This is a genomic window from Acidobacteriota bacterium (assembly GCA_012517875.1).
In the GTDB taxonomy this organism is placed as follows: Bacteria; Acidobacteriota; JAAYUB01; order JAAYUB01; family JAAYUB01; genus JAAYUB01.
In genome coordinates this window covers 1-21351 of sequence record JAAYUB010000110.1, presented here as the reverse complement: position 1 = coordinate 21351, position 21351 = coordinate 1, and the positions used below count along the sequence as shown (strand labels likewise).

Here is a 21351-nt window from a genome sequence, read left to right as displayed (position 1 = left end):
GTGTGGATCACGCCGGCGGCGCGCTGGGCGTTGAGTCCCTGCGGGATCGTCCAGGCGCGGACCTCGTCCTTGCCCACGGTGAAGAAGGAGATGAGCCCCAGCAGCCGGTAGTTCTCCCGCAGCAGCCGGGCGGTGCCCGGCTCGGCGATGCCCAGCTCGGCCATGAACTCCCGCGCCTCCTCGGGCGCCAGCCCCGCCAGCTCCGCCTCGATCTTGCCGCAGACGCCGGTCACCACCACCGCCGGGCGGCCGCACCAGTCGCCCAGCCCGCAATGCTCCGCCACGTCGCCCAGGTGGGCCACGTCGGCCTCGTCCAGGTTGGCCACGACGAGCAGCGGCTTCTGCGACAGGAAGGTGAAGCCGCGGACCAGCCGCTCCTCCTCGGCGGCGAGCGTCAGCTCCCGCAGCGGCCGCTCCTCCTCCAGGTGGCCGCGCACGCGCACCAGCAGCGCGTGCTCCACCTCCAGCTCCTTGTTCTTGATCTTTTTCAGGTCCTTCTCCAGGCGCTCGATGCGCTTCTCCGCCTGGAACAGATCGGCAAAGATGAGCTCGTGCTCCATGTTGATGGCGTCGCGCGCCGGATCCACACTCCCGAGCGGATGCGGGACGACAGGCGAGTCGAAGGCCCGGACCACGTGCACCAGCGCTTCCGCCGGCCGGAGGCTCCCGAGAAAGGTGCTTTCCTTCAGCTCGTCGGCCTCGACGCCCGGCAGATCCACGTACTGGGCCGTGGCCGGCGTGGTCTTGTGCGGCTGGTACAGCGCCGCCAGCCGGTCCAGCCGCGGATCCGGGATGTGGGCCACCCCCTGGACGACCTCCTGGCGGCCGGACGGCTGGGCCGGTCCCTGCCCCCGGGTGAGGATGTTGAAGATGGTGCTCTTCCCCGTGTACTTCAGACCGACAATGGCTGATTTCATGAGCGACTCCGCAAAGTGAGAAAAATCACATTTTTACTTGACAGTGGTGGGTCGGTGGACTAAAATTGACCTAAATTGGACCAAAGTGGATCATTGTGGATCGACTCGGTCATCGCTTGGACGGGTTCAGTTTAAGATGTTTAGAGGATTCGAGCAAGCGAAAATCGACGAGAAAGGCCGGCTGAAAGTTCCGGCGGTCTTCCGGGAGCGCCTGTTCCGCGACTACGGACCGGACGTGTTTCTCACGGTGCTGCGCGACCACCAACTCTGCATCTACCCCCTCAAGGTCTGGGAACAGAAAGAACAGCGCCTCATGGACGTGCCGGACTCCATGCCCGAAAAACAGCGTTTCATCATGACCGCCAACTATTTCGGCGCCGAGCGCACGGTGGACGACCAGGGCCGCCTCGCCCTGCCACAGCACCTACGCGACAAGGTGGGTCTCAACGCCGAAGTGGCCGTGATGGGCGGGATCAATTTCCTGGTGGTCATGGACCGCCAGCATGCCGACCGCCGGGCCGAGGAGGACTTCCCTTCGCCCGAGGTGTTCGAGAAACTGCAGGGATTTGGAATTTGATCCGATGCACATGTCATTGGAAGGACTATTGACCTGCAACGCCGAACCATCGCTCCAGCACCGGACCGTCCTGGCGGACGCAGCGGTGGCGCATCTGGTGCATGATCCGGACGGCCTCTACGTGGACGGCACCGTGGGCCACGGCGGCCACGCCGAGCTGATCGCCCGCCGCCTGTCGCCGCAAGGCCGCCTGGTGGCCGTGGATCGCGACGAGCAGGCGCTCACGCTGGCCGCCACCCGGCTGAACGGCTTCGGCAAGCAAGTCACCTTCTGCCGCGACAACTTCAAGAACCTGCCCCTCATCCTGAACCGGCTGGGCATCACCGCCATCCACGGGCTGCTCCTGGACCTGGGCGTCTCCACCCTCCAGCTCCTCGACCCGGAGCGGGGTTTCTCCTTCGCCACCGAGGGCCCGCTGGACATGCGGATGGACCAGACTCAGAAGGTCACCGCCGCCCAGCTCGTGAACAGCCTGCCGGAAGAGGAGCTGGCCAACCTGATTTTCACCTACGGCGAGGAGCGCCACTCCCGTCGCATCGCCCGGCGGATTTGCGAGGTGCGGCAGCTGCGCCGCATCGCCTCCACCGCCGAGCTGGCCGACATCGTGGAGCGGGCCCTGGGGCCGCGCCGACCCGGCCAGATCCACCCGGCCACCCGCACCTTTCAAGCGCTGCGGATCGCCGTAAACAACGAACTCGAAGGGCTGGGCGACCTGGTCCAGAAGATGGTCGACCTGCTGCTCCCCGGCGGACGGCTCGTGGTCATCAGCTTCCATTCGCTCGAGGACCGGATCGTCAAGCGGAACTTCCAGCTTCTGGCCGGACACTGCATCTGCCGGCGACCGCCCGACTTGTGCGGCTGCCCGCGCCGGGAGCGCGTCCGGTTGATCACCCGCAAGCCGGAGGTGCCGACGGCCGAAGAGATCCGGCTCAACCCGAGGGCGCGGAGCGCCAAGATGCGGGTCGCGGAACGGATTTGAGCCCGTGCGCCCGACGGGGCGCGCGGAAAGGGGAAACAAATGGTTGGCCAAGTCATCGACAGGAAAGTCAGCAACTATCGGGTTAAGCACCGCAACCGGGATGAAAGCACCCGGGAGATCATCTATGTCGTCCTGGGGATCATCCTGATTTTCCTGTTGGGTCTGGGATACATCTACATCCCCAATCGGCTGGTCGCCCTGGATTACCAGATGGAACAGGCCAAGGCCGAGCTCGGCCGCCTGGAGCAGGAGCGTTCGGCCATTCAGATGATGGAATGCGCGTTGACCGCGCCCGACCGTCTCGAGGCGGAGGCGCGGCGCCTGGGCTTCAAACCCCTGGATCTCGCCCAGGTGCATTTCGTGGACACGTCCAGACTCTCGGCCGGGCAAGCCGAGCGGCTGGCCATGAACGCCGCGCCGGCCGATGCGGCGAAACCGTCAGGCGAGGCAAGGTAAGGCACGTTCAGGTTAGGGCAAGGACTGGATGGACAACACGCTGCTCCACAAGAAGCGGCTTCTCCTGTTTGTAGGGGTCGTCTGCGCGTGGCAGCTCCTGGTGCTTGGGAAGGTCTTCTATTTGAAGGTGTTCCAGGCTGACGAGCTGGCCCGGCAGTCCCGCGGCCAACAGGAGGACATCATCAAGGTCCCGGCCACCCGGGGCCGGATCCTGGACTGTCGTCTGGAGCCGCTGGCAGCCAGCATCCCGTTCGATTCGGTGTACGTGTACACTCCCGAGATCCAGGACAAGGACACGGCCGCCCGCGAGCTGGGCCGCGTGCTCGGGCTGGACGCCCGCCAGATCCTGGTCAAGATGAACGGACCGCTCAAGTTCCGTTACATCCGCCGCTTCATCGGCCACGACGAAGCCCAGCGGATTCTGGCCCTCAATCTGGCCGGCGTCGGCCTCCTCCAGGAGAACCGCCGGGTCTATCCCAACGGCCGGCTGGCGTCCCACATCCTGGGGGCGGTGAGCCTGCGGCAGGATACGGAGCTCGGACTGGAAGGCCTGGAGCGCCAGTACCAGGATGAGCTCCGCGGCCAGCCGGGCGAGCTCTTCATCCAAAAGGACGGCCGGCTCAATGTGCTCACCACCACCACCCTGCGGTCACCGCAGGTAGGCCACTCGCTGATCCTGAACATCGACAGCCGGATCCAGCACGTCGCCCAGCGCGAACTGGCCGCCGGCATCGAAACATACAATGCCGCCTCCGGCATGGTGATCGTCATGGAGCCGGAGACGGGACGCATCCTCGCCCTGGCCGCCTGGCCCGATTTCGATCCCGGCAACCTCAAGGACACGCCGCCGGCCAACCTGCGCAATCTCGCGGTGGAGCGGTACTTCGAGCCCGGCTCCACGTTCAAGATCGTCACCGCCGCCGCGGCCCTGGAGGAGGAGATCGCCTCGCCGGACGACGTCATCGACTGCGGCAACGGTTACATTTCCCTCTCCGGCCACATCATCCGCGACCACCGTCCGTTCCAGAACCTGTCCTTCAACGAGGTCCTGGCCAACTCGTCCGACGTGGGGGCCATCAAGCTGGGTCTCCGGGTGGGCGAGGAGGGTCTCTACCGCTACATCCGCACCTTTGGCTTCGGCCAGCGCACCGACATCGACCTGCCCGCGGAGGAACCGGGCCGCATCCAGCACCACTCGGGCTGGAGCGGCATATCCATCGGCGCCATCTCCATGGGCCAGGAGGTGGGCGTCACGGGTGTCCAGATGCTGCGCGCCATGGCGGTCATCGCCAACGGCGGCTACCTCGTCCGCCCCTACGTGGTGGACCGGGTGCTGGACAGCCAGGGCCGGCTCGTGGAGCGGGTGGAGCCCGAACGCGTCCGCGTCCTGTCGTCGCGGACCACCGGGATACTCCGTAACGCGCTGGAGATGGTGGTGTCAAAAGGCACGGGCAAGAAGGCCGCCGTGGCCGGCTATCGCGTGGCCGGCAAGACGGGCACCGCCCAGAAGTACGATCCGGAGCTCCGGACGTACTCGCCCACCGAGTTTGTTTCCTCGTACGTGGGCTTCGCCCCGGCCGACCACCCGGAGTTCGTCATCGCCGTCATCTATGATTCACCCCATCCGCACTATCACGGCGGTGACGTCTCCGCGCCGGTCTTCGCAGAGATCGCCCGCCAGGTGCTGATGCTCCGCAAAGTGGAACCGACGGAGCCCGTCGCCCCCGAGCGGCTGGCCGCGGTCGAGCCGCCGCCCGACGCCGCGCCGTCCGCCGTGCCGGAGCCGGCGCCCGTCGACATCCTGCTCCCGGTCGAGGAAGCCTCCCGGGAGACGGTGATTGCGCTGATTCCAGAAAATTCGTTCACGATGCCGGATTTCACCGGTAAGAGCCTCCGTCAGGTGATGAAGGAGTGCGCGCGGATCGGGCTGATCCTGCAACCCAGCGGGTCGGGTCTGGCCGTGGAGCAGATCCCGCCGCCGGGGGCGTTGATTAAGCCGTCCACGCGCTGCACGGTGTGGTTCACCAGCGAACCACACCGGCTGACCGAGCTGTCCCGCACCGGCACCCTGGCGCCGGCGGCCGACGGCCGGCTGGCCGAGCGGCAGTAGACGATCGGCACGTTCCGTTTGGGTTTCGGGCATCACATATATGCGCGTGTTTGACATTTTACAGCAACTCCGGCCCGTGGCCTTCCATGGCAACCCGGACGCACCCGTGGGCGGCATCGCCTGCGACTCGCGCCGGGTGTGCCGCGACGGCATCTTCGCCGCCGTCCGCGGGGAGAAGCACGACGGGCATGACTTCCTGGCTTCGGCGCGGGAAGGGGGCGCGATCACTGTTCTATCCGAACTGCCCCCTACTTTTTATCAAATCCTCGCCTGGAACTGGATCCAGGTGGCCGAGATCCGGCCGGCGCTGGCGCTGGTTGCTCGCGAAGTGCACCGGCGGCCCGATCTGGCCGTGCCGTTCGTCGGCATCACCGGCACCAACGGCAAGACCACCCTGACCTACATCCTGGAGGCGATTTTCCGGCAGGCCGGCCGCCGGCCGGCGGTGGTGGGCACGGTGGCCTACCGCTTCGACGGCCGTGACATCCCCGCCGACCGGACCACGCCCGAGGCGCCGGAACTTCTGGCCTTCGCCCGCGAGGTGGCCGACAGCGGCGGCGGCCCGCTCCTCATGGAGGTGTCGGCGCACTCCCTGTCGCTGCACCGCGTGCACGGCCTGGTGTTCGACACCGCCGTGTTCACCAATTTGACCCGCGACCATCTTGACTACTACCCGAACCTGGCCGCCTACGCCGACGCCAAGGCGCGGCTGTTTGACGGCCGGAACGGCCCCCTGCCGCGCCGCGCGGTGTTCAACGTGGACGACCCGTTCGGCCGCGAGTTCAAGCGCGCGTTCCGCGGCGAGGCGGTGGGCACCGGCACGTCGCCCGATGCCGACTTCCGTATCCTGGCCTACGATTTCGATCCACCCGGCCTTTGCGCCACGGTACGCTGGGACGGCCGCGACCACGAGCTCGCGGTACCGCTCACGGGCCGGGGCAACCTGCACAACGTGGTCCAGGCCGTGGCGGCGGCGGTGCTGGCCGGCGTGGCCGAGGCGGACCTCCTGGCCGCGCTGGCGGCGATGCCGCCCGTGCCCGGCCGCCTCGAGGAGGTGCTTCCCGGCCACCCGGTGCGTGTGTTCGTCGACTACGCCCACACCGAGGACGCTCTGGCCAACGCCTGCACCATTCTCCGGACGCTCACCTCCGGGCGGTTGGTGGTGGTGTTCGGCTGCGGCGGCGACCGCGACCGCGGCAAGCGCCCGCGCATGGGCCGCGTGGTGGCCGAGGCGGCCGACGTGGTGGTGGTGACCTCCGACAACCCGCGCAGCGAGGATCCCGAGGCCATCATCGACGAGATCGTCGCCGGCATCCGGAGTGTCCGGCAGGACTTCCAGCGCATCTCCGACCGCCGCGCGGCCATCGGCGCGGCCATCGGTCTGGCCCGTCCCGGCGACACCATCCTGATCGCCGGCAAGGGCCATGAGCGGTACCAGATCATCGGTTCGCAGGTCATCCCCTTCAGCGACTACGCCACGGCCCTGGCGCTGCTCCAGGCGGGAGGCCGGCCATGACGACGCCCCGCCTCACCGTGGCCCAGCTGGCCCACGTCATGGGCGGCGCCCTGCCCCGGGGCGGCGGCGACGCAGCCGTCGCGGGGCTGCAGAACGACTCGCGCCGCCTGCAAGCCGGCGAGGTGTTCGTGGCCATCACCACGGCGGCCGCCGACGGCCACGACTATGCGGCCCACGCGCAGGCCGCCGGCGCGGTCGCCGCCGTGGTCACCCGCGTGCCCGACGGCGTGCCGGGGTTGCCGCTGGTGCTGGTGGACGACACCCGCCAGGCGCTGCTGCGCTTCGCCGCGTGGCGGGTGCGCGGCTGGAGCGGCCGGATCGTGGGCATCACCGGCAGCTCGGGCAAGAGCACCACCAAGGAATTCACCGCCGAGCTGCTTGCGGCGCGCTACCGCGTGTTCCGCTCGCCGGGCAATTTCAACAACACCTTGGGCATCCCCATGGCGCTGTTCGATCTCCGGCCGGAGCACGAGGTGGCCGTGCTGGAGATGGGGATGAGCTCCAGCGGCGAGATCGCCGCGCTGTGCGCCGCCGCGCCACCTGATGTGGCCGTGGTGACCAACGTGGGCAGTGTCCACCTGGAGTACTTCCCCAGCCGCGAGGCGCTGGCCGCCGCCAAGGGCGAGATCGTGGCCGGGATGAAGCCCGACGGCGTGTTCGTGTACAACGCCGACGACCCGCCGGTCCGCCGGCTGGCCGCCTCCGCCGGCCGCCCCGCGGTGAGCTTCGGCCAGGCGGAGGGTGCCGACGTCCGGCTCGTCCGCTGGGCCGTCGCCGCCGACGGCCGCACCGAGGGCACCCTGCGCTGGCGCGACCGAAACATCCCGGTGAGCCTGCCCATGCTGGGCGGCCACTACCTGCTCAACTTCGCCGCCGCCGCCGCCGTGGCGCTGAACCTCGGCCTCGAGCCGGAGGCCGTCGCTGCGGCCGCCGCGGCCATCCGCCCCTTCACGATGCGGGGCGAGCTGCACGAGTTACCCGGCGGCGTCCGGCTGGTCGACGACGCGTACAATTCCAACCCCGAGGCCATGCGGTCGGTCCTGGAGACCCTCGCCCGCTGGCCCCACCGCCCGCCGACGCTGATCGTGGCCGGCGAGATGCGCGAGCTCGGTCCGGAGTCCGCCGCGCTGCACCGCGAGGTGGGCGCGCAGGTGGCCCGCACCGGCTGCCGCCTCCTCATCGGCGTCCAGGGCCAGGCCGAGCAGATGGTCGCCGCCGCCGCCGCCGCCGGCCAGGCCGCCCGGTTCGTACCCGATGCCGCGGCCGCCTTGGCCGAGGTCCGCCGCGAGTTGGCGCCGGGTATGCTCCTGCTGGTCAAGGGCTCCCGCGGCGTCGGTCTGGACCGGTTGGTGCGCGCCCTGCGCGCCGGCGATTCCGTCGAGGGGAGGCAGCCATGAACCCGCTGTTTGTGCCCGAGACTTACGTGGTGATGGGCCTGGCCCGCAGCGGTCTGGCCGCCGCCCGTCAGCTGCTCCAGCGGGGCCACCGGGTGCTGGTCACCGACACCAAGTCTGCCGGCGAGCTGGGTGAGACGCTCACCGTCCTCGAGGACACCGCCCGGGTCGCCCCCGGCGAGCTGGAGCTGCACCTTGGCGGCCATCCCGAGGGTCTGCTCGCCGGCGCCCGCGCCGTGGTGCTGAGCCCCGGCATCCCGTTGACAGTGCCCTTCCTCGTCCGCGCCGGCGAACAGGGTGTGCCGATCTGGAGCGAGGTGGAGCTGGCGTCCCGCTGGATCCGCGGCACCATCGTGGGCATCACCGGCTCCAACGGCAAGAGCACCACCACCGCGCTGACCGCTCACATCCTGGCCCTGTCGGGACGACCGGCCTACGCGGTGGGCAACATCGGCCAGGCGCTCAGCGATTTCGTCGGCGTCGACCGGCCGGGCGCCTGCTTTGTCACCGAGCTGTCGAGTTTCCAGCTCGAAACCATCGTCACGCTGCGCCCGCGGGTGGCGGCGATCCTGAACATCACCCCCGATCACCTGGACCGCTACGCTTCGCTCGACGCGTACGCCGAAGCCAAGTGGAACCTCTTCAAAAACATGGAGGCCGGCGACGCCGCCGTGCTGAACGCCGGGGACGCGCGGCTGGCCGCCGGCGCCGCGCGGCTCCGCTGCCCGGTGTACACCTTCGACGCCCGGCCCGTCAGCGACCCCGCCGCCCTGAACGGCGCCGGGCTGGCGGACGGCACGATCTGGGTGCGCACCGGCGGCGAGCCCGTCGCCGTCATGCCGCGGCGCGACATCCCGCTCCCCGGCCGGCACAACCTGGAGAACGTCCTGGCGGCCGTGCTCATGGGCCGCCTGCTGGGACTGGAGCCGGAACAGCTGGCCGCGGGCGTCCGCACCTTCGAGCCCCTGCCCCACCGGCTGCAACCGGTGGCGTCAATCCGCGGCCGGACGTTCTACAACGATTCGAAGGCGACGAACGTCGACTCAACCTTGCTGGCCATCGAGTCGTTTGACCGGAAGATCCTGCTGATCCTGGGCGGCAAGGACAAGGGGAGCGACTACGCGCCCCTGGTCCGCCCCATCCGCGAGCGGGTCCGCCACGTGCTGCTCATCGGCCAGGCCGCCGACAAGATCGAACGCGCCCTCCCGACGGATGTCCCCCGCTCGCGCTGCCGCGACTTGGCCGACGCCGTCCGGACCGGCTTCGCGCTGTCGGCGGAGGGCGACGTGATCCTGCTGTCGCCCGCCTGCGCCAGTTTCGACATGTTCGACAATTTCGAGCACCGGGGCGAGGTGTTCCGGCGCGACGTGCTGGCCCTGAAACGGGAGTTGGAATCATGATCCGGCTGGATTGGAACCTGGACCGCTCGATGCTCCTGGCCACCCTCATCCTGGGGTGTGTGGGGCTGGTCATGGTGTTCAGCGCCTCGATCCCCACCAGCCAGGCCAAATTCCACTCGCCCCACTTCCTGTTCTACCGCCAGCTCGCCTGGGCGGCGATCGGCGTGTTCGTCTTCCTGCTGGTGGTGCAGATGCGGCTGCAGTGGCTGGCCTGCCGGTGGGTGGTCGCGACGGCCCTGGTGGCGACCTACATCCTGCTGGCGCTGGTGTTCACCCAGTCGCCCATCAACGGGACGCAGCGCTGGCTGCACGCGTTCGGCGTCTCATTCCAGCCGTCGGAGCTGGCCAAGCTGACCACGATCCTGTTCCTGTCGTACTACCTGAGCCGCGAGCCCGATCTGCGCGAGCGGCCGTTCCTGCATCTGCTGCGCATCGCCGTCCCCGTCGTCCCGATGCTGGCGCTGATCGTGTTCGAGCCGGACCTGGGCAGCGTCGTGATCCTGCTCGTGATCGTCCTGCTGTACCTGTTCCTGGCCGGATTCCCCTTGCTCAAGCTGGCTCTCGCCGGCGCCGCCGTGCTGCCGATACTGGTGGTGGTGGTCCTGACGTCGCCGTACATGCTGAACCGGATCCGGACGTTCATGGCGCCGGACGCCGATCCCCGCGGGATCGGCTACCACATCAACCAGTCGCTCATCGCCATGGGCCACAGCGGCTTCTGGGGCCTCGGCCTCGGCGAGAGCACGCAGAAACTGTACTTCCTGCCCGAGCCGCACACCGACTTCATCTTCGCGGTGGTGGGCGAGGAACTCGGCTTCCTGGGCTGCCTGGCCGTCGTCGCCCTGTTCGGCTACCTGTTCTGCCGGGGGATCAAGGCGGCCATCCAGAATCCCGTGCCCATGTTCAACTGGCTCGGGCTCGGCCTGATCACCCTCATCATGATCGAGGTTCTCATCAACACTTCCATGGTGATCAGCCTCGGGCCGACGAAGGGCATTCCCCTGCCCTTCATCAGCATGGGCGGCACGTCGCTGCTCATCAACCTGCTGGCCATGGGCGTGGTGATCAATTTCTCGCGGGAGTATGCCGAATGATGCATGCCGTCCCGCAACCGCCGCCGGGCTGGCCCACCGGGCCGGCCCAGACCTACGCCGCCCTGTACCGCCGGGCGCGCCGGGTGCATTTCGTCGGCGTGGGCGGCATCGGTATGAGCGGCATCGCCGAAGTGCTCCTGAACCTGGGCTTCGAGGTGTCCGGCTCCGACCTGCGCGATACCGAGATCACCCGACGGCTGGCCCGCCTGGGGGCGCGCGTCGCCGCCGGGCACGCGGCCGGGCACCTGGACGGTGCCGACGTGGTGGTCGTTTCCACGGCCATCGGCCCGGACAACCCCGAGGTGCGGCGCGCCCGCGAGCTGCGGATCCCGGTGATCCCCCGCGCCGAAATGCTGGGCGAGCTCATGCGGATGAAATTCGCTGTGGCGGTGACCGGCACCCACGGCAAGACGAGCACCACCTCCATGATCGCGGTGCTGCTGCACCACGCCGGCGTCGATCCCACCGCCGTGGTGGGCGGCCGGCTGAATATCTTCGACAGCAGCGCCCGCCTGGGACAAAGCGAGTTCCTGGTGGCCGAAGCCGACGAAAGCGACGGCTCCTTCCTCCAGCTCTTCCCCACCGTGGCCGTGGTGACCAACATCGAGCCGGAGCACATGGAGCACTTCGGCACCCTGGACCGGCTCCTCGACGCGTTCACCGCCTTCGTCCACCGGCTGCCCTTCTACGGGACGGCGATCCTGTGCCTCGACGACCCCAACGTCCGGGTCATCCTGCCGCGGCTCGACCGGCGGATCCGCAGCTACGGCTTCCGGCCCGACGCCGACATCCGCGCCGAGAAGATCGCCATCGAGCCCGCCGGCAGCCGCTTCGACGTCGTGCAGCAGGGGGCGTCGCTGGGGACTTTCCGCCTGGCCGTGCCGGGCCGCCACAACGTCCAGAACGCACTGGCGGCCGTCGCCGTCGGCCTGGAGCTGGGGCTGGCGCCCGACGCGATCCGGGCGGCGCTGGCCGAATTCCAGGGCGTGGACCGGCGCTTCCAGCTCCGCGGCACCCGGCGGGGCGTGCGCGTGGTGGACGACTACGGTCACCACCCCACCGAGATCCGCGTCACCCTCGAGGCGGCGCGTGCCACCGGTCCGCGGCGGCTGATCGCGGTGTTCCAGCCGCACCGGTACTCCCGGGTGGCCGCCCTCGGCGGGGAGTTCGCTACGGCGTTCGGCGGCGCCGACGCCGTGTTCGCCACCGCCATCTACCCGGCGGGCGAAGCGCCCCTGCCCGGCGTGTCCGGCCGGGCGCTGGCCGATGCGATCCGCGCCGGCGGCCATCCCGACGTCCGGTACGAGGAGGATTTTCACCGCCTGGCGGGGGCCGTGGCGGAACTGGCCGCCGCCGGCGACCTGGTGGTCGTCTTCGGGGCCGGCAACATCAACCAGGTCTCCCCGCTGATCCTGGAAGCCCTGGGCGAGGACAACGGCCATGAGTAATCCCGGCAGCCGCGACAACGACGCCATCCGCACCGGCATCCCCATCTCGGACGAATCGGCGTTCCTGCGCAAATTCTCCCCCCTGGACGACGACAACCGACCGGAACCGCCCCGGGGCATCCGGCGGGCGCCGCTCATCGCCGCCAAGCTCGCGGCCGTGGTCCTCGTGCTCACGGCGCTGTTCCTGATGTACACCTACAGCCGCGACCGGGGCCTGTACAGCGTCAACCAGGTGGTCCTGGAGGGCTGCCGCAACCTGAACCGGCAGGACGTGCTGACGCTCATCCACAGCGCCTTCCCGCGCAACCTCATGCGCCTCGATATCGACGCGCTGCGCGACCGGCTCGAAAAATTCAGCTGGGTGCGGGCGGTGACGGTGCGCAAGGTGTACCCCGACCGGCTCTACATCAAGGTGGTTGAGCGGGTGCCCGTGGGCATCGCGCGCATGGACAAGTTGTGGCTCTTCGACGCCGACGGCGTGTTCCTCGACGAGTACGTGCCCGCCGTGCACGCCATCGACCGGCCCGTGCTGGTGGGTCTGCACGACGGCACGGACCCCATGGCCGCCGACGAGAACCTTGAGCGGATCCGGATGTACGTCGCCTTTCTCACGGCGATCGACGACCGGCCCGACCAGTTGTCCGCCAGGCTCTCCGAAGTGGATCTGACCGATCTGGCCAACCTGACCGTGATCCCTCTCGATGGCAATCCCCGGGTGCACCTGGGCAACGAGAAGCAGGCGGAGCGGCTGGAACGGTTCTTCCAGATTGTGGACCGGGCGCGGGCCGAGAACGGCCCCATCGCCGTCATCGACATGCGCTTCGACGACCGGGTGATCGTCCGGCCCATGGAGATCCCCCCGGAGTCCCCGCAGGAGGCCCCCCATGGCACTGAGTAAAAAAGACCGGCTCATCGGCGTCCTGGACGCGGGTTCCACCCGCGTGTACGCCGGCATCGCCCGCCTGGAGTCCGACGGGTCGCTGGCGCTGCTCGGCTTCGGCGCCGCCGCCGCGAAGGGGACCCGCAACGGGCTCATCGTGGACCTTGACGAGGTCAGCGGCTCGATCCGCGCCGCCCTCCAGGAGGCGGAGAAGTCCGCCCAGGTCGAGGTGAACCGGGTGGTTCTCGGCATCAACAGCCGCGGTCTGAAGAGCTTCAACAGCAGCGGCACCTTGATCATGGGCTCGAACGCGGCGCCCATCAACACCGCCCACTTCCAGAAATGCATCGACGCCGCCTCCAACGTCAGCCTGGCGCACACGCTGGAGAAGCTGCACACCATCGTCCGCCAGTGCCTGGTGGACGAAAACATGGAGGTCGACAACCCGCTGGGCATGGACGGCAAGCGGCTGGAGGTGGGGTTGCACATCCTGGCCCTGCCCAAGACCCAGATCACCCATTTGACCAAGGCGGTGAACCAAGCCGGCTTGAGCGTCGAGAAGATGACCCTGCAGTCGCTGGCCGCGGCCGAGGCGGTCCTCAGCCCGGAGGAGAAGGAGTTCGGCGTGATCTTCCTCGATTTCGGCGCCTGCACCACCACCGGCCTGCTGTTCCAGCGCGGCAAGATCCAGCACAGCTTCAGCGTGCCGGTGGGCGGCGACCACATCACCCGCGACATCATCGTCGGCCTGCGCACCACGCTCAAGGAAGCCGAGCGGATCAAGTGCCAGCACGGCACCCTGAATCCGCAAGCCGGCGAGGACGCCGGCCCGTTCGAAGTCCAGGGCACCGGCACCGGCCGGGTGCGCCAGATCGCCCCGCAGATCGTCACCGAGATCATCCAGCCGCGCATCGAGGAGATCCTGGAGATGACCCGCACCGAGATCACCATGGCCGGCTTCGAGCCCGGCCAGTTCGCCGGCTGCGTGGTCGCCGGCGGCGGCGCGGCGCTGCGCGAGCTGGCGGGGCTCACCGAACGGGCCCTGGACGTGCCCACCCGGCTGGGCGAGCCCGTCCCGCTCGACGCGTGGCCGGAGGAGGTGCGCTCGCCGGCCTATGCGTCGCTGGTGGGCCTGTTTCAGAAGGCCCGGCTGGCGATGACGCGTCGCGAGTCGTCGCTGGACGACCGACTGGTCGGCGGCCGCGCCGGCGTCGTCCGGACGTCGCACCGGGTGAAGAACTGGATCCAGGAATTATTCAGCATATAGCTGGAGGAGGAGCAACATGGAAGGCATGAACAAAGTTCCGAACCGTCTGTTCACGTTCGAGGAGGAAGGCCGCGTCGGCGCCAAGATCAAGGTCGTCGGCGTCGGCGGCGGCGGCTGCAACGCTGTCAACCGGATGATCCAGGCCCGGGTCGAGGGAATTGAATTCATCGCGGCCAACACCGACCTGCAGGCCCTGGAGCGCAGCGCGGCCCCGATCAAGCTGCAACTGGGCGGCAAGCTGACCAAGGGCCTCGGCGCGGGCGCCAACCCCGACGTGGGCCGGGCCGCCGCGCTCGAGGATACCGAGCGGATCATCGAGCAACTCGAGGGCGCCGACATGGTGTTCATCACGGCCGGGTTGGGCGGCGGTACGGGCACCGGCGCTGCACCCATCATCGCGTCCCTGTCGTCCGAGCTGGGTGCGCTGACCATCGCCGTGGTCACCAAACCGTTCACCTTCGAGGGCCGGCGACGGTCCTCCCAGGCCGACATGGGTCTCAAGGACCTGAAGGATTGCGTCGACACCGTCATCACCATCCCCAATGACCGGCTGCTCCAGGCGCTGGACCTGAAGACGCCGCTCATGCAGGCGTTCAACGTCTGCGACGACGTGCTCCGCCAAGCCGTGCAGGGGATTTCCGACCTGATCACGGTGCCCGGCATGATCAACCTGGATTTCGCCGACGTCCGCACCATCATGCAGGACATGGGTATCGCCCTGATGGGAATCGGCGTGGGCGAGGGCGACAACCGCGCCGCCGACGCCGCCCGCCGGGCGATCTCCAACCCGCTTCTGGAAGACTGCCAGATCCACGGCGCCAAGGGCGTCATCATGAACGTGACCGGCAGCGACTCCATGACCATGCACGACATCAGCGAGGCGGCCGCCGTGCTTCAGGACGCCGCGGATCCCACCGCCAACATCATCTGGGGCGTGGTCTACGACCAGGGGCTGGGCGAAAAGATCAAGATCACCGTCATCGCCACCGGCTTCGAGGCCCAGACGGCCAAGGCGGCCATGCCGGCGCCGGGCCAGCAGACGCCCGCCGCCGTCGGCAAGCCGGTCGCCGAGCCGACCATGGAGCCGGTCTGCGTGGCCGACATGCGGATGGCGTCCGGGCTCGACGTGGCGTCCGGCCGGCTGGACATCCCGGCGTACCTGCGCCGGAAGCTGGAATAGGCCGACGCGCTGGCGCTGTCCGCACCGATAGCCGTGGGCGATCTGTCCGCTCTGGGAGGTTGAACATGTCCCAATCTGCACCCCGCCTGCTGACGCCGTGCGTCGCCGGACTGCTCGTCGCCGCTCTCGGCCTGGGCTTCGGCACGCCGGCGCTGGCGCTGAGCCGCAACAAGACCGTGAGCCGCATGGCCAACGCCACGGCCGTGCTGGAGGAAGTGCTGAACATTCCCGAACAGGGGATCCCCGACAAGCTGCTGGCGGGCAGTGAGGCGGTGATCGTCATCCCCCGCGTGGTGGAAGGGGCGTTCCTCTTCGGCGGCCGGGCGGGATACGGCATCATGGTGCGCCGGCAGAAGGACCGCTGGAGCAATCCGTGCTTCGTCGCCATCAAGGGCGGCAGCTTTGGTTTGCAGCTCGGCGGCCAGGCGGTGGACCTGATCCTGCTGGTCCAGAATCCCCGCGGCGTCGACGCCATCCTGTCCGACAACTTCACGTTCAGCGGCGACGAGGCCGCCACTGCCGGACCGGTGGGCCGTAACGCCGAGGCGGGCACTGACCTGACCCTGCGGGCCGGCATCCTGTCCTACTCGCGCAGCAAGGGTCTGTTCGCGGGAATATCGATCCAGGGCGCGACCCTGACCATCGACCGGAAGGCCAATTATACTTTTTACCAGAAGTTGATCGACCACCGGAAGATCCTATCCGATGCCCTCATGCCTGTACCGGAGGAATTCCAGGGATTCCTCCGGCTCCTCCAACCTTACCTCAACCAATAGGGGTAAGCCTCCGGGGCGCCGGTTGCCCGACCGGCGCCCTCTTTTTTCCCACTTGAATCAATGCGGCTGGAGACTCGAGTCCAGAGGCTCGAGGCTCGAGGCTGGAGACTCGAGGCCAGAGGACCGAGGTTAGAGACTCGAGGCCAGGGGCTCGTTGCCGTGACGCGGATATCGGACTTCGGATGTCGTGCTCGTAATCGTGCTCGTAATCGTAATCCTGATCGTAACCGAGTCTCGTTTACATCATGCGGGCATCGAGCATCGGGCCAGAGACCTCTGGCTGCGCCCGGCCCTGACGGGGCACGCGGAAAAACGAGGCGTCTGATCATGCCGTGACCGTCCGTTGACATCCGTAGGCCGCGTTCGCCGAACGGGCGTAACAGGAGTCGATGGCGGGTTGGACAGTGAGGATCAGTTACGATCACGATTACGATCAGGAATTACGATCACGATTACGAATTGCGATTACGATTACGAATTACGATTACGAATTACGAGCACGAATCAGGGGAACGGGAGTGCGCCTCGTCCTACTGAAACGCCTCGGTGCCCGTGAACTCCCGGTACGGCTCGAAGCTCTCGAGGATGCGCGCGTCCTCTTCGGTGAGCGTGTCGGTCACCAGCCGCGCCAGCAGCTCGCTCAGGCCCGGCCCCAGCATGAAGCCCTGGCCGCACATACCGATGGCCTGGATGAAGTTCGGGCAGCTCCGTGTCCGGCCCACGATGGGGAAGGCGTCGGGCGTCATGGGATACTGCCCGCGCCACGAGCGTCGCACCTTGAGATTGGCCAGCCGCGGGTAGAGCGACACCATCCGCCTGGCCACCTGGGGGAAGAAGACCGAGGTGGAGGCGTTGTCTTCGCCCCAGATGGGCGGGTGCGGGGTGATGCAGAAGACCACCTGCCCTTCCCGGTTCTGGTAGAAGTAGTAGTTGAGCGAGTTCTCGCCGGCGCGCATGTCCACGATCATGGGCCCGCAGAACCGCGCCACCGGCTCGGTGATGGCCGCCTCGTGACAGTCGGACCGGACCGGGAACGACTCGCCGGCCATTTCAGCCACCGCCCGGGCGTGGTTGCCGGCGGCGTTGATGAGGCAGTCGCAGCCGTAGGCGCCGCGGTCCGTCACCACGCCGGTGACCCGGCCGGCGGCGGTGGTGATGCCCGTGACTGTTTCGCCGAAGCGGTAAACGACGCCGCGGTCGAGGCTCTTGAAATAGAAGGCGCCCATGGCCAGGAGCGGTGAGGCGCTGCCGTCGCCCGGCGAATAGGTGGAACCCCGGAGGCCGTCCCGGCTGATGCCCGGCGCCAGCTCGGCGTACTCGTCGGCGGTCAGCCAGCAGATGTCCAGCCCGAACTGGTGCTGTACCGTCATCAGGGCCTTGAGCTTGCGCTCGTCCGCCTCGCTGTAGGCGGGATAGCTGTAGCCGTTGCTCAGCCAGCCGATGTCGTCACCGTGTTCCGCCTCCCAGCCGGCAAAAATCTCGATGCTCCGCTGGCAGACCCGGATCTTGCCGAAGTCGGAATGGGTGGCGCGGATGCCGCCGATGGCTTTTTTGTTGTTCCCCTGCCCCGGCGACGGATGCTCGTCGAGCACGAGCACCGACAGCCCCTGCCCGGCCAGCGCCAGCGCCGCCGGCACGCCCACCGAGCCCGCTCCGATCACGATGACGTCGTAGTTCGGCCGGCTCATGAGCGGTGCTCCTGGTCGGATTCGCCGGCGAACACGCCGAGGGGAATCTCCACGAACACAGGGCGCCGGGTGTTGGGCGTCACCGCGTCCGCCGGCACGCCCTCCTCGCGGAGGATCTGCCGGATCATGGTCTGGCATGTCTTGGAGCCGCAGGCCCCCATGCCGGCCCGGGTGACCGCCTTGATCATGTTCACGTCAGTGACGCCGCGGCGCACCAACGCCCGAACCTCCCCCCGGCTCACGCGCTCGCACAGGCAAACGAAGGCGCTGTCACCGTCGGCCGGCGCCGGGGCGGTTTCCGCCAGCGGGCGCGTCACGGCTTCATCCTGGATGCGGAACGACACCACTCGCGCCGCCAGCTCCCGGGGCGCGCGGAGCCGGACCAGCTGCATCCGGCCGGCCGTGTTTCGGACCACTCCGGCAACCGGCAGGTCCCCCAGTGGACGGCCGTCGATGTCAACAGCCGGCACGGTGTCGCCGACGGCCACCGGGTAGTTGAACACCTCGTACGGCACCGTGACCGTGGGGTTTTCGGGATCCTTCCGGTAATCCACCAGGGTGATGGCCAGGCCCGGGCAGATGGCCACGCACCGGGTGCAGCCGGTGCAGGTCCCCTCAAAGTACGGCAGCCCCATGATGGGATCACCCTGGATTCGAATGGACTGGGTGGGACAGACGGCGGCGCATGGGTTGCACGGGATTTCCTGCCGGCAATGGATGACCGGCAGCACGCCGGAATCGGCCGCCGGCGGCGCCGGCGGCTGCACCGGTCCAGGATGCGACTTGAGGATTTCGGCCTTCTCGTGCCAGGCGGGCGGGATGGCGTCCACCGGGGCGCCGAGCGCCTGCGCCACCTGCAGGCCGGCAATCCGGCCGTTGAACATGGCCGAGGAGGCCTCGGCGATCTCCAGGGCGTCGCCGGCGGCGAAGACGGGCAACCCGGCGGCACGCGCCTCCGCGGTGAACTCGTCGATGGGATTGAGGCCCACGGCGATGAGCACGGTGTCGCAGGCAAAGGTCTTCTCGGTGCCGGGGACGGGCTGGAACCGCTCGTCCACGCGGGCGATGGTGACGGACTCCACGGTTTCGACCCCGTTGGCCGACATGATGGAGTGCGAAGTGTAGATGGGCACACCCAGCCGCGCCAACTTGTCGGCGTGCACCTGGTAGCCGCCGCAGCGGGGCATGGCTTCGGCCAGCCCCACCACGGGGATGCTCGCCTGCAGCGCGTGGTAGCCGGCGATGAGGCCCACGTTGCCACCACCGATGATGAACAGGCGCTCCGACGGCCGCACCAGGTCGCGGTTGGCCAGCGTCTGGAAGGCGCCGGCGCCGAACACGCCCACGAGGTGGTTGCCTGGAAACTGAAGGTACTTCTCCCGGGCGCCGGCGGCATTGAGCACCACCCGGGGCCGCACCAGCCGGTAGGCGCCGTTGCGGAGCACGCCCACCTTCCGGTCGCTGAAGACAAAGACGGCGGTGCTGTCGAGCCAGACTTCGATGTGGGGGTCGGACGCCACCGCCTCGCCCAGGAGCCGGCCGATGTGGTTGCCGCGGGTGCCGGCGCGCGAGTCCTCCACCGAGCCGAAGAACTTGTGGGTCTGGAGCACCAGCTTGCCGCCGAGCTCGGTCTTGTCGTCGACAAGCAGCGTGTGGATCCCCATTTTGCCGAGCTCGATGGCGGCCGACAGTCCCGCCGGTCCGCCGCCGATGACCAGCACGTCGGTTTCGGTTTCGGGAATGTCGTGGAGGGCGGGCGCAGCGTCGGCCGCCGGCAGCTCAGGCAGGCCGCCGCAGCTTTCCACAACCATGTTTGCTTTCACCGGCGTCATGCACGACTTGACGGGCATGCCGTTGGCGATGACCATGCACTTGGAGCACTGGCCATTGGCGCAGAAAAGCCCCTGGCCGCTTCCGTCGCGGTGGTGCCGGCCGAACACCTTGACGCCGTTGGCGATGAGCGCCGAGCTGATCATCTCGCCGCGGCGGGCGGTGAACGGCTGGCGCTGCCAGTAAAAGGTCACGGTCTCGGTTGGGGGAATGTCCAGGACGGGATGCTGGGTGATTCGGTGTGTTGACATATTACAGTTTCCTTATAATTATTCATGAATAGCATAACGCGCCGGATGAGGCAAGTTGATTTTCAGTCTCGAGGCTGGAAGGAAGATGTTCACCACAGGCACAAAGGGCACAAAGAGGTTTTTTAGTTGAATTTATACTCAATTTTTTGATCGTCAGAATCGGACCCGGTCTTGGAATTTAAGATTCCGGATATCGGATATCAGATATTTGAACAGGAATCAGCTTGGTGGAAACGGGTGAATCGGTGAATGGGGGGAGTTCGAGGACTGGGTTCTGGGACCTGAGTTCTGGTAGCAGGGCTCTGAGATCCGGTGACGAGGACTCGGAACCGCGGTCCCAGGTCCGACCTCCGAAGTCCGAATGCCGATGTCCACTGTCCGAAATCCGAAGATCAGGAACGAGTCTCGATGACGATTACGAGTACGAATCCGGGCGCCGTCAGTCCAGCAGGCCCTTGGCGCGGGCCGTGGAGTCCTTCAGCACGTCGTCGTGCAAGCTGCCGCCGTGGGCGTCCATGGTCACCACCGCGGGAAAGTCCTTCACCTCGATGACCCAGAACGCCTCAGGCGTGCCGAACTCCTCGAGCTTGAACACGTCCATGATCCGGACCACGCGGCGCGCCAGCAACGTCCCTGCCCCGCCCACGGCATGCAGGTAGACGGCCTTGTGCTGCATGAGGCCGGCGCGGGTCTTCTCCTTCATCCCGCCCTTGCCCAGGACGGCGCGCACGCCGTACTCGCCGATGACATCGGCTTGGTAAGGCTCCTCGCGGCTGGAGGTGGTGGGACCGGCGGCCACGAAATGCCACCCGCCGGCCTCGTCCTTGCGCACCACCGGGCCGCAGTGATAGATGATCCCGCCGGCCAGGAAGGGCCGGATGAAGTCAGGCTTTTCCTCCACCATGCATTTGTGCCCCATGTCGCGGGCCAGAACCATGGTGCCGTTGAGCTCCACCTCGTCGCCCACCTTCAGCTTCAGGATGTCCGCTTCCGAAATCGGCGTCTGGAGCCTAATCTTCATAGCGCACCTCCCCGTCGCGGATGGTCATGGTCTTGCGCCGGTACGCCCAGCACATGTAGGTGATGGCCACGAAGAAGGTGGCCGGGTGGCGGTGTTGGGCGCCGATGTGCACGCCCAGAACGGTGGTTTTGCCGCCGAACCCCATGGGGCCGATGTTCAGCTCGTTGAGCTTGCCGCAGAGTTCCGTCTCCATCCGGGCCAAGGTCGCGTCCTCGTTGACGGAGCCCAGCCGGCGGAAGAACTGCTCCTTGGACAGCAGGTACGACGTCATCCGGTCGCCGCCGATCCCGACGCGGATGGCCCCCGGCGAGCAGCCGAACCCCTGCGCCTTGAGCACGGCGTCCAGGATGCACTTCTTGATCCCTTTCAGGTCGCGACCGGCACCGATGCTCGTGTCGGGGAGCCGGTACTGGGCGCCCACGTTCTCGCTGCCGCCGCCCTTGAGCATCACCCGGACGCGCGTGTACGGCTCCGCCCATTGGTGGAAGTGAAAGAACGGGGCGTTGACGCCGACGTTGTTGCCGGAGTTCTTGCCGGTGATGGGATTCACCGCGTTGGGGCGCAGGT

Annotated in this window: 18 protein-coding genes; 13 read left to right on the top strand and 5 right to left on the bottom strand. The window is 67.9% G+C overall.

Features of this window, described 5'->3' with window-relative positions; all coding sequences use genetic code 11:
- Positions 1–917: redox-regulated ATPase YchF (gene ychF, locus GX414_11855; GenBank protein NLI47790.1), on the bottom strand; the 917-nt coding region annotated here is incomplete at its 3' end.
- A 136-nt stretch (positions 918–1053) separates the two neighbouring features.
- On the opposite strand from ychF, the gene GX414_11850 reads away from it, so the two are divergent.
- From GX414_11850 to GX414_11790, 13 genes are all read left to right on the top strand, one after another.
- Positions 1054–1494, top strand: a complete 441-nt coding sequence (locus GX414_11850) for a division/cell wall cluster transcriptional repressor MraZ (protein ID NLI47789.1) — start codon at positions 1054–1056, stop codon at positions 1492–1494.
- A gap of 10 nt (positions 1495–1504) precedes the next feature.
- On the top strand, positions 1505–2473 hold the full coding sequence (gene rsmH, locus GX414_11845) for a 16S rRNA (cytosine(1402)-N(4))-methyltransferase RsmH (GenBank protein ID NLI47788.1): 969 nt from the start codon (positions 1505–1507) through the stop codon (positions 2471–2473).
- A gap of 39 nt (positions 2474–2512) precedes the next feature.
- Positions 2513–2929 (top strand): hypothetical protein, encoded by a 417-nt coding sequence (locus GX414_11840; protein ID NLI47787.1) that lies wholly within the window; start codon positions 2513–2515, stop codon positions 2927–2929.
- Between the two features lie 28 nt (positions 2930–2957).
- Positions 2958–5039 carry a transpeptidase family protein gene (locus tag GX414_11835; GenBank protein NLI47786.1) on the top strand — a complete coding sequence of 694 codons (2082 nt, stop codon included), beginning with the start codon at positions 2958–2960 and terminating at the stop codon, positions 5037–5039.
- Positions 5040–5079: 40 nt separating this feature from the next.
- Positions 5080–6555 (top strand): UDP-N-acetylmuramoyl-L-alanyl-D-glutamate--2,6-diaminopimelate ligase, encoded by a 1476-nt coding sequence (locus tag GX414_11830; GenBank protein ID NLI47785.1) that lies wholly within the window; start codon positions 5080–5082, stop codon positions 6553–6555.
- Complete coding sequence (locus tag GX414_11825) at positions 6552–7952, top strand: UDP-N-acetylmuramoyl-tripeptide--D-alanyl-D-alanine ligase (GenBank protein NLI47784.1); 1401 nt, start codon at positions 6552–6554, stop codon at positions 7950–7952. Before GX414_11830 ends, GX414_11825 begins: the two co-directional genes overlap by 4 nt.
- Positions 7949–9349, top strand: a complete 1401-nt coding sequence (gene murD / locus GX414_11820) for a UDP-N-acetylmuramoyl-L-alanine--D-glutamate ligase (GenBank protein ID NLI47783.1) — start codon at positions 7949–7951, stop codon at positions 9347–9349. The genes GX414_11825 and murD overlap by 4 nt, the downstream gene beginning before the upstream one ends.
- The gene (ftsW, locus tag GX414_11815) at positions 9346–10443 is read left to right on the top strand and encodes a putative lipid II flippase FtsW (GenBank protein NLI47782.1); all 1098 of its coding nucleotides are present in this window, start codon (positions 9346–9348) and stop codon (positions 10441–10443) included. Before murD ends, ftsW begins: the two co-directional genes overlap by 4 nt.
- Positions 10443–11891: a UDP-N-acetylmuramate--L-alanine ligase gene (locus GX414_11810; GenBank protein ID NLI47781.1), complete on the top strand. Its 1449-nt coding sequence runs from the start codon at positions 10443–10445 to the stop codon at positions 11889–11891. Before ftsW ends, GX414_11810 begins: the two co-directional genes overlap by 1 nt.
- Positions 11884–12789, top strand: a complete 906-nt coding sequence (locus GX414_11805) for an FtsQ-type POTRA domain-containing protein (GenBank protein NLI47780.1) — start codon at positions 11884–11886, stop codon at positions 12787–12789. Before GX414_11810 ends, GX414_11805 begins: the two co-directional genes overlap by 8 nt.
- The gene (ftsA, locus tag GX414_11800) at positions 12776–14038 is read left to right on the top strand and encodes a cell division protein FtsA (protein NLI47779.1); all 1263 of its coding nucleotides are present in this window, start codon (positions 12776–12778) and stop codon (positions 14036–14038) included. The genes GX414_11805 and ftsA overlap by 14 nt, the downstream gene beginning before the upstream one ends.
- A 25-nt stretch (positions 14039–14063) precedes the next feature.
- On the top strand, positions 14064–15218 hold the full coding sequence (gene ftsZ, locus GX414_11795) for a cell division protein FtsZ (protein NLI47778.1): 1155 nt from the start codon (positions 14064–14066) through the stop codon (positions 15216–15218).
- A 65-nt stretch (positions 15219–15283) separates the two neighbouring features.
- Positions 15284–15994, top strand: coding sequence for a lipid-binding SYLF domain-containing protein (locus GX414_11790; GenBank protein NLI47777.1), 711 nt, complete (start codon positions 15284–15286; stop codon positions 15992–15994).
- Positions 15995–16524: 530 nt separating this feature from the next.
- Here the strand turns inward: GX414_11790 and GX414_11785 are convergent.
- From GX414_11785 to GX414_11770, 4 genes are all read right to left on the bottom strand, one after another.
- Positions 16525–17682 (bottom strand): FAD-binding oxidoreductase, encoded by a 1158-nt coding sequence (locus tag GX414_11785; protein ID NLI47776.1) that lies wholly within the window; start codon positions 17680–17682, stop codon positions 16525–16527.
- Entirely contained in the window at positions 17679–19763 is a 2085-nt protein-coding gene (locus GX414_11780; protein NLI47775.1) for an FAD-dependent oxidoreductase, read from the bottom strand. The genes GX414_11785 and GX414_11780 overlap by 4 nt, the downstream gene beginning before the upstream one ends.
- A 439-nt stretch (positions 19764–20202) precedes the next feature.
- On the bottom strand, positions 20203–20784 hold the full coding sequence (locus GX414_11775; protein NLI47774.1) for a fumarate hydrolyase: 582 nt from the start codon (positions 20782–20784) through the stop codon (positions 20203–20205).
- The coding region (locus tag GX414_11770) for a fumarate hydratase (protein NLI47773.1) at positions 20774–21351 on the bottom strand (578 nt) is incomplete at its 5' end. The genes GX414_11775 and GX414_11770, both read right to left, overlap by 11 nt.

Bases quoted from the DNA above. Each gene is read 5' to 3' on its own strand.
- ftsW (NLI47782.1), top strand. From the start codon at position 9,346: ATGATCCGGCTGGATTGGAACCTGGACCGCTCGATGCTCCTGGCCACC.
- GX414_11825 (NLI47784.1), top strand. From the start codon at position 6,552: ATGACGACGCCCCGCCTCACCGTGGCCCAGCTGGCCCACGTCATGGGC.
- GX414_11830 (NLI47785.1), top strand. From the start codon at position 5,080: ATGCGCGTGTTTGACATTTTACAGCAACTCCGGCCCGTGGCCTTCCAT.
- rsmH (NLI47788.1), top strand. From the start codon at position 1,505: ATGTCATTGGAAGGACTATTGACCTGCAACGCCGAACCATCGCTCCAG.
- GX414_11850 (NLI47789.1), top strand. From the start codon at position 1,054: ATGTTTAGAGGATTCGAGCAAGCGAAAATCGACGAGAAAGGCCGGCTG.
- GX414_11780 (NLI47775.1), bottom strand. From the start codon at position 19,763: ATGTCAACACACCGAATCACCCAGCATCCCGTCCTGGACATTCCCCCA.
- GX414_11835 (NLI47786.1), top strand. From the start codon at position 2,958: ATGGACAACACGCTGCTCCACAAGAAGCGGCTTCTCCTGTTTGTAGGG.
- murD (NLI47783.1), top strand. From the start codon at position 7,949: ATGAACCCGCTGTTTGTGCCCGAGACTTACGTGGTGATGGGCCTGGCC.
- ftsA (NLI47779.1), top strand. From the start codon at position 12,776: ATGGCACTGAGTAAAAAAGACCGGCTCATCGGCGTCCTGGACGCGGGT.
- GX414_11840 (NLI47787.1), top strand. From the start codon at position 2,513: ATGGTTGGCCAAGTCATCGACAGGAAAGTCAGCAACTATCGGGTTAAG.
- GX414_11810 (NLI47781.1), top strand. From the start codon at position 10,443: ATGCATGCCGTCCCGCAACCGCCGCCGGGCTGGCCCACCGGGCCGGCC.
- GX414_11805 (NLI47780.1), top strand. From the start codon at position 11,884: ATGAGTAATCCCGGCAGCCGCGACAACGACGCCATCCGCACCGGCATC.
- ftsZ (NLI47778.1), top strand. From the start codon at position 14,064: ATGAACAAAGTTCCGAACCGTCTGTTCACGTTCGAGGAGGAAGGCCGC.
- GX414_11775 (NLI47774.1), bottom strand. From the start codon at position 20,784: ATGAAGATTAGGCTCCAGACGCCGATTTCGGAAGCGGACATCCTGAAG.
- GX414_11785 (NLI47776.1), bottom strand. From the start codon at position 17,682: ATGAGCCGGCCGAACTACGACGTCATCGTGATCGGAGCGGGCTCGGTG.
- GX414_11790 (NLI47777.1), top strand. From the start codon at position 15,284: ATGTCCCAATCTGCACCCCGCCTGCTGACGCCGTGCGTCGCCGGACTG.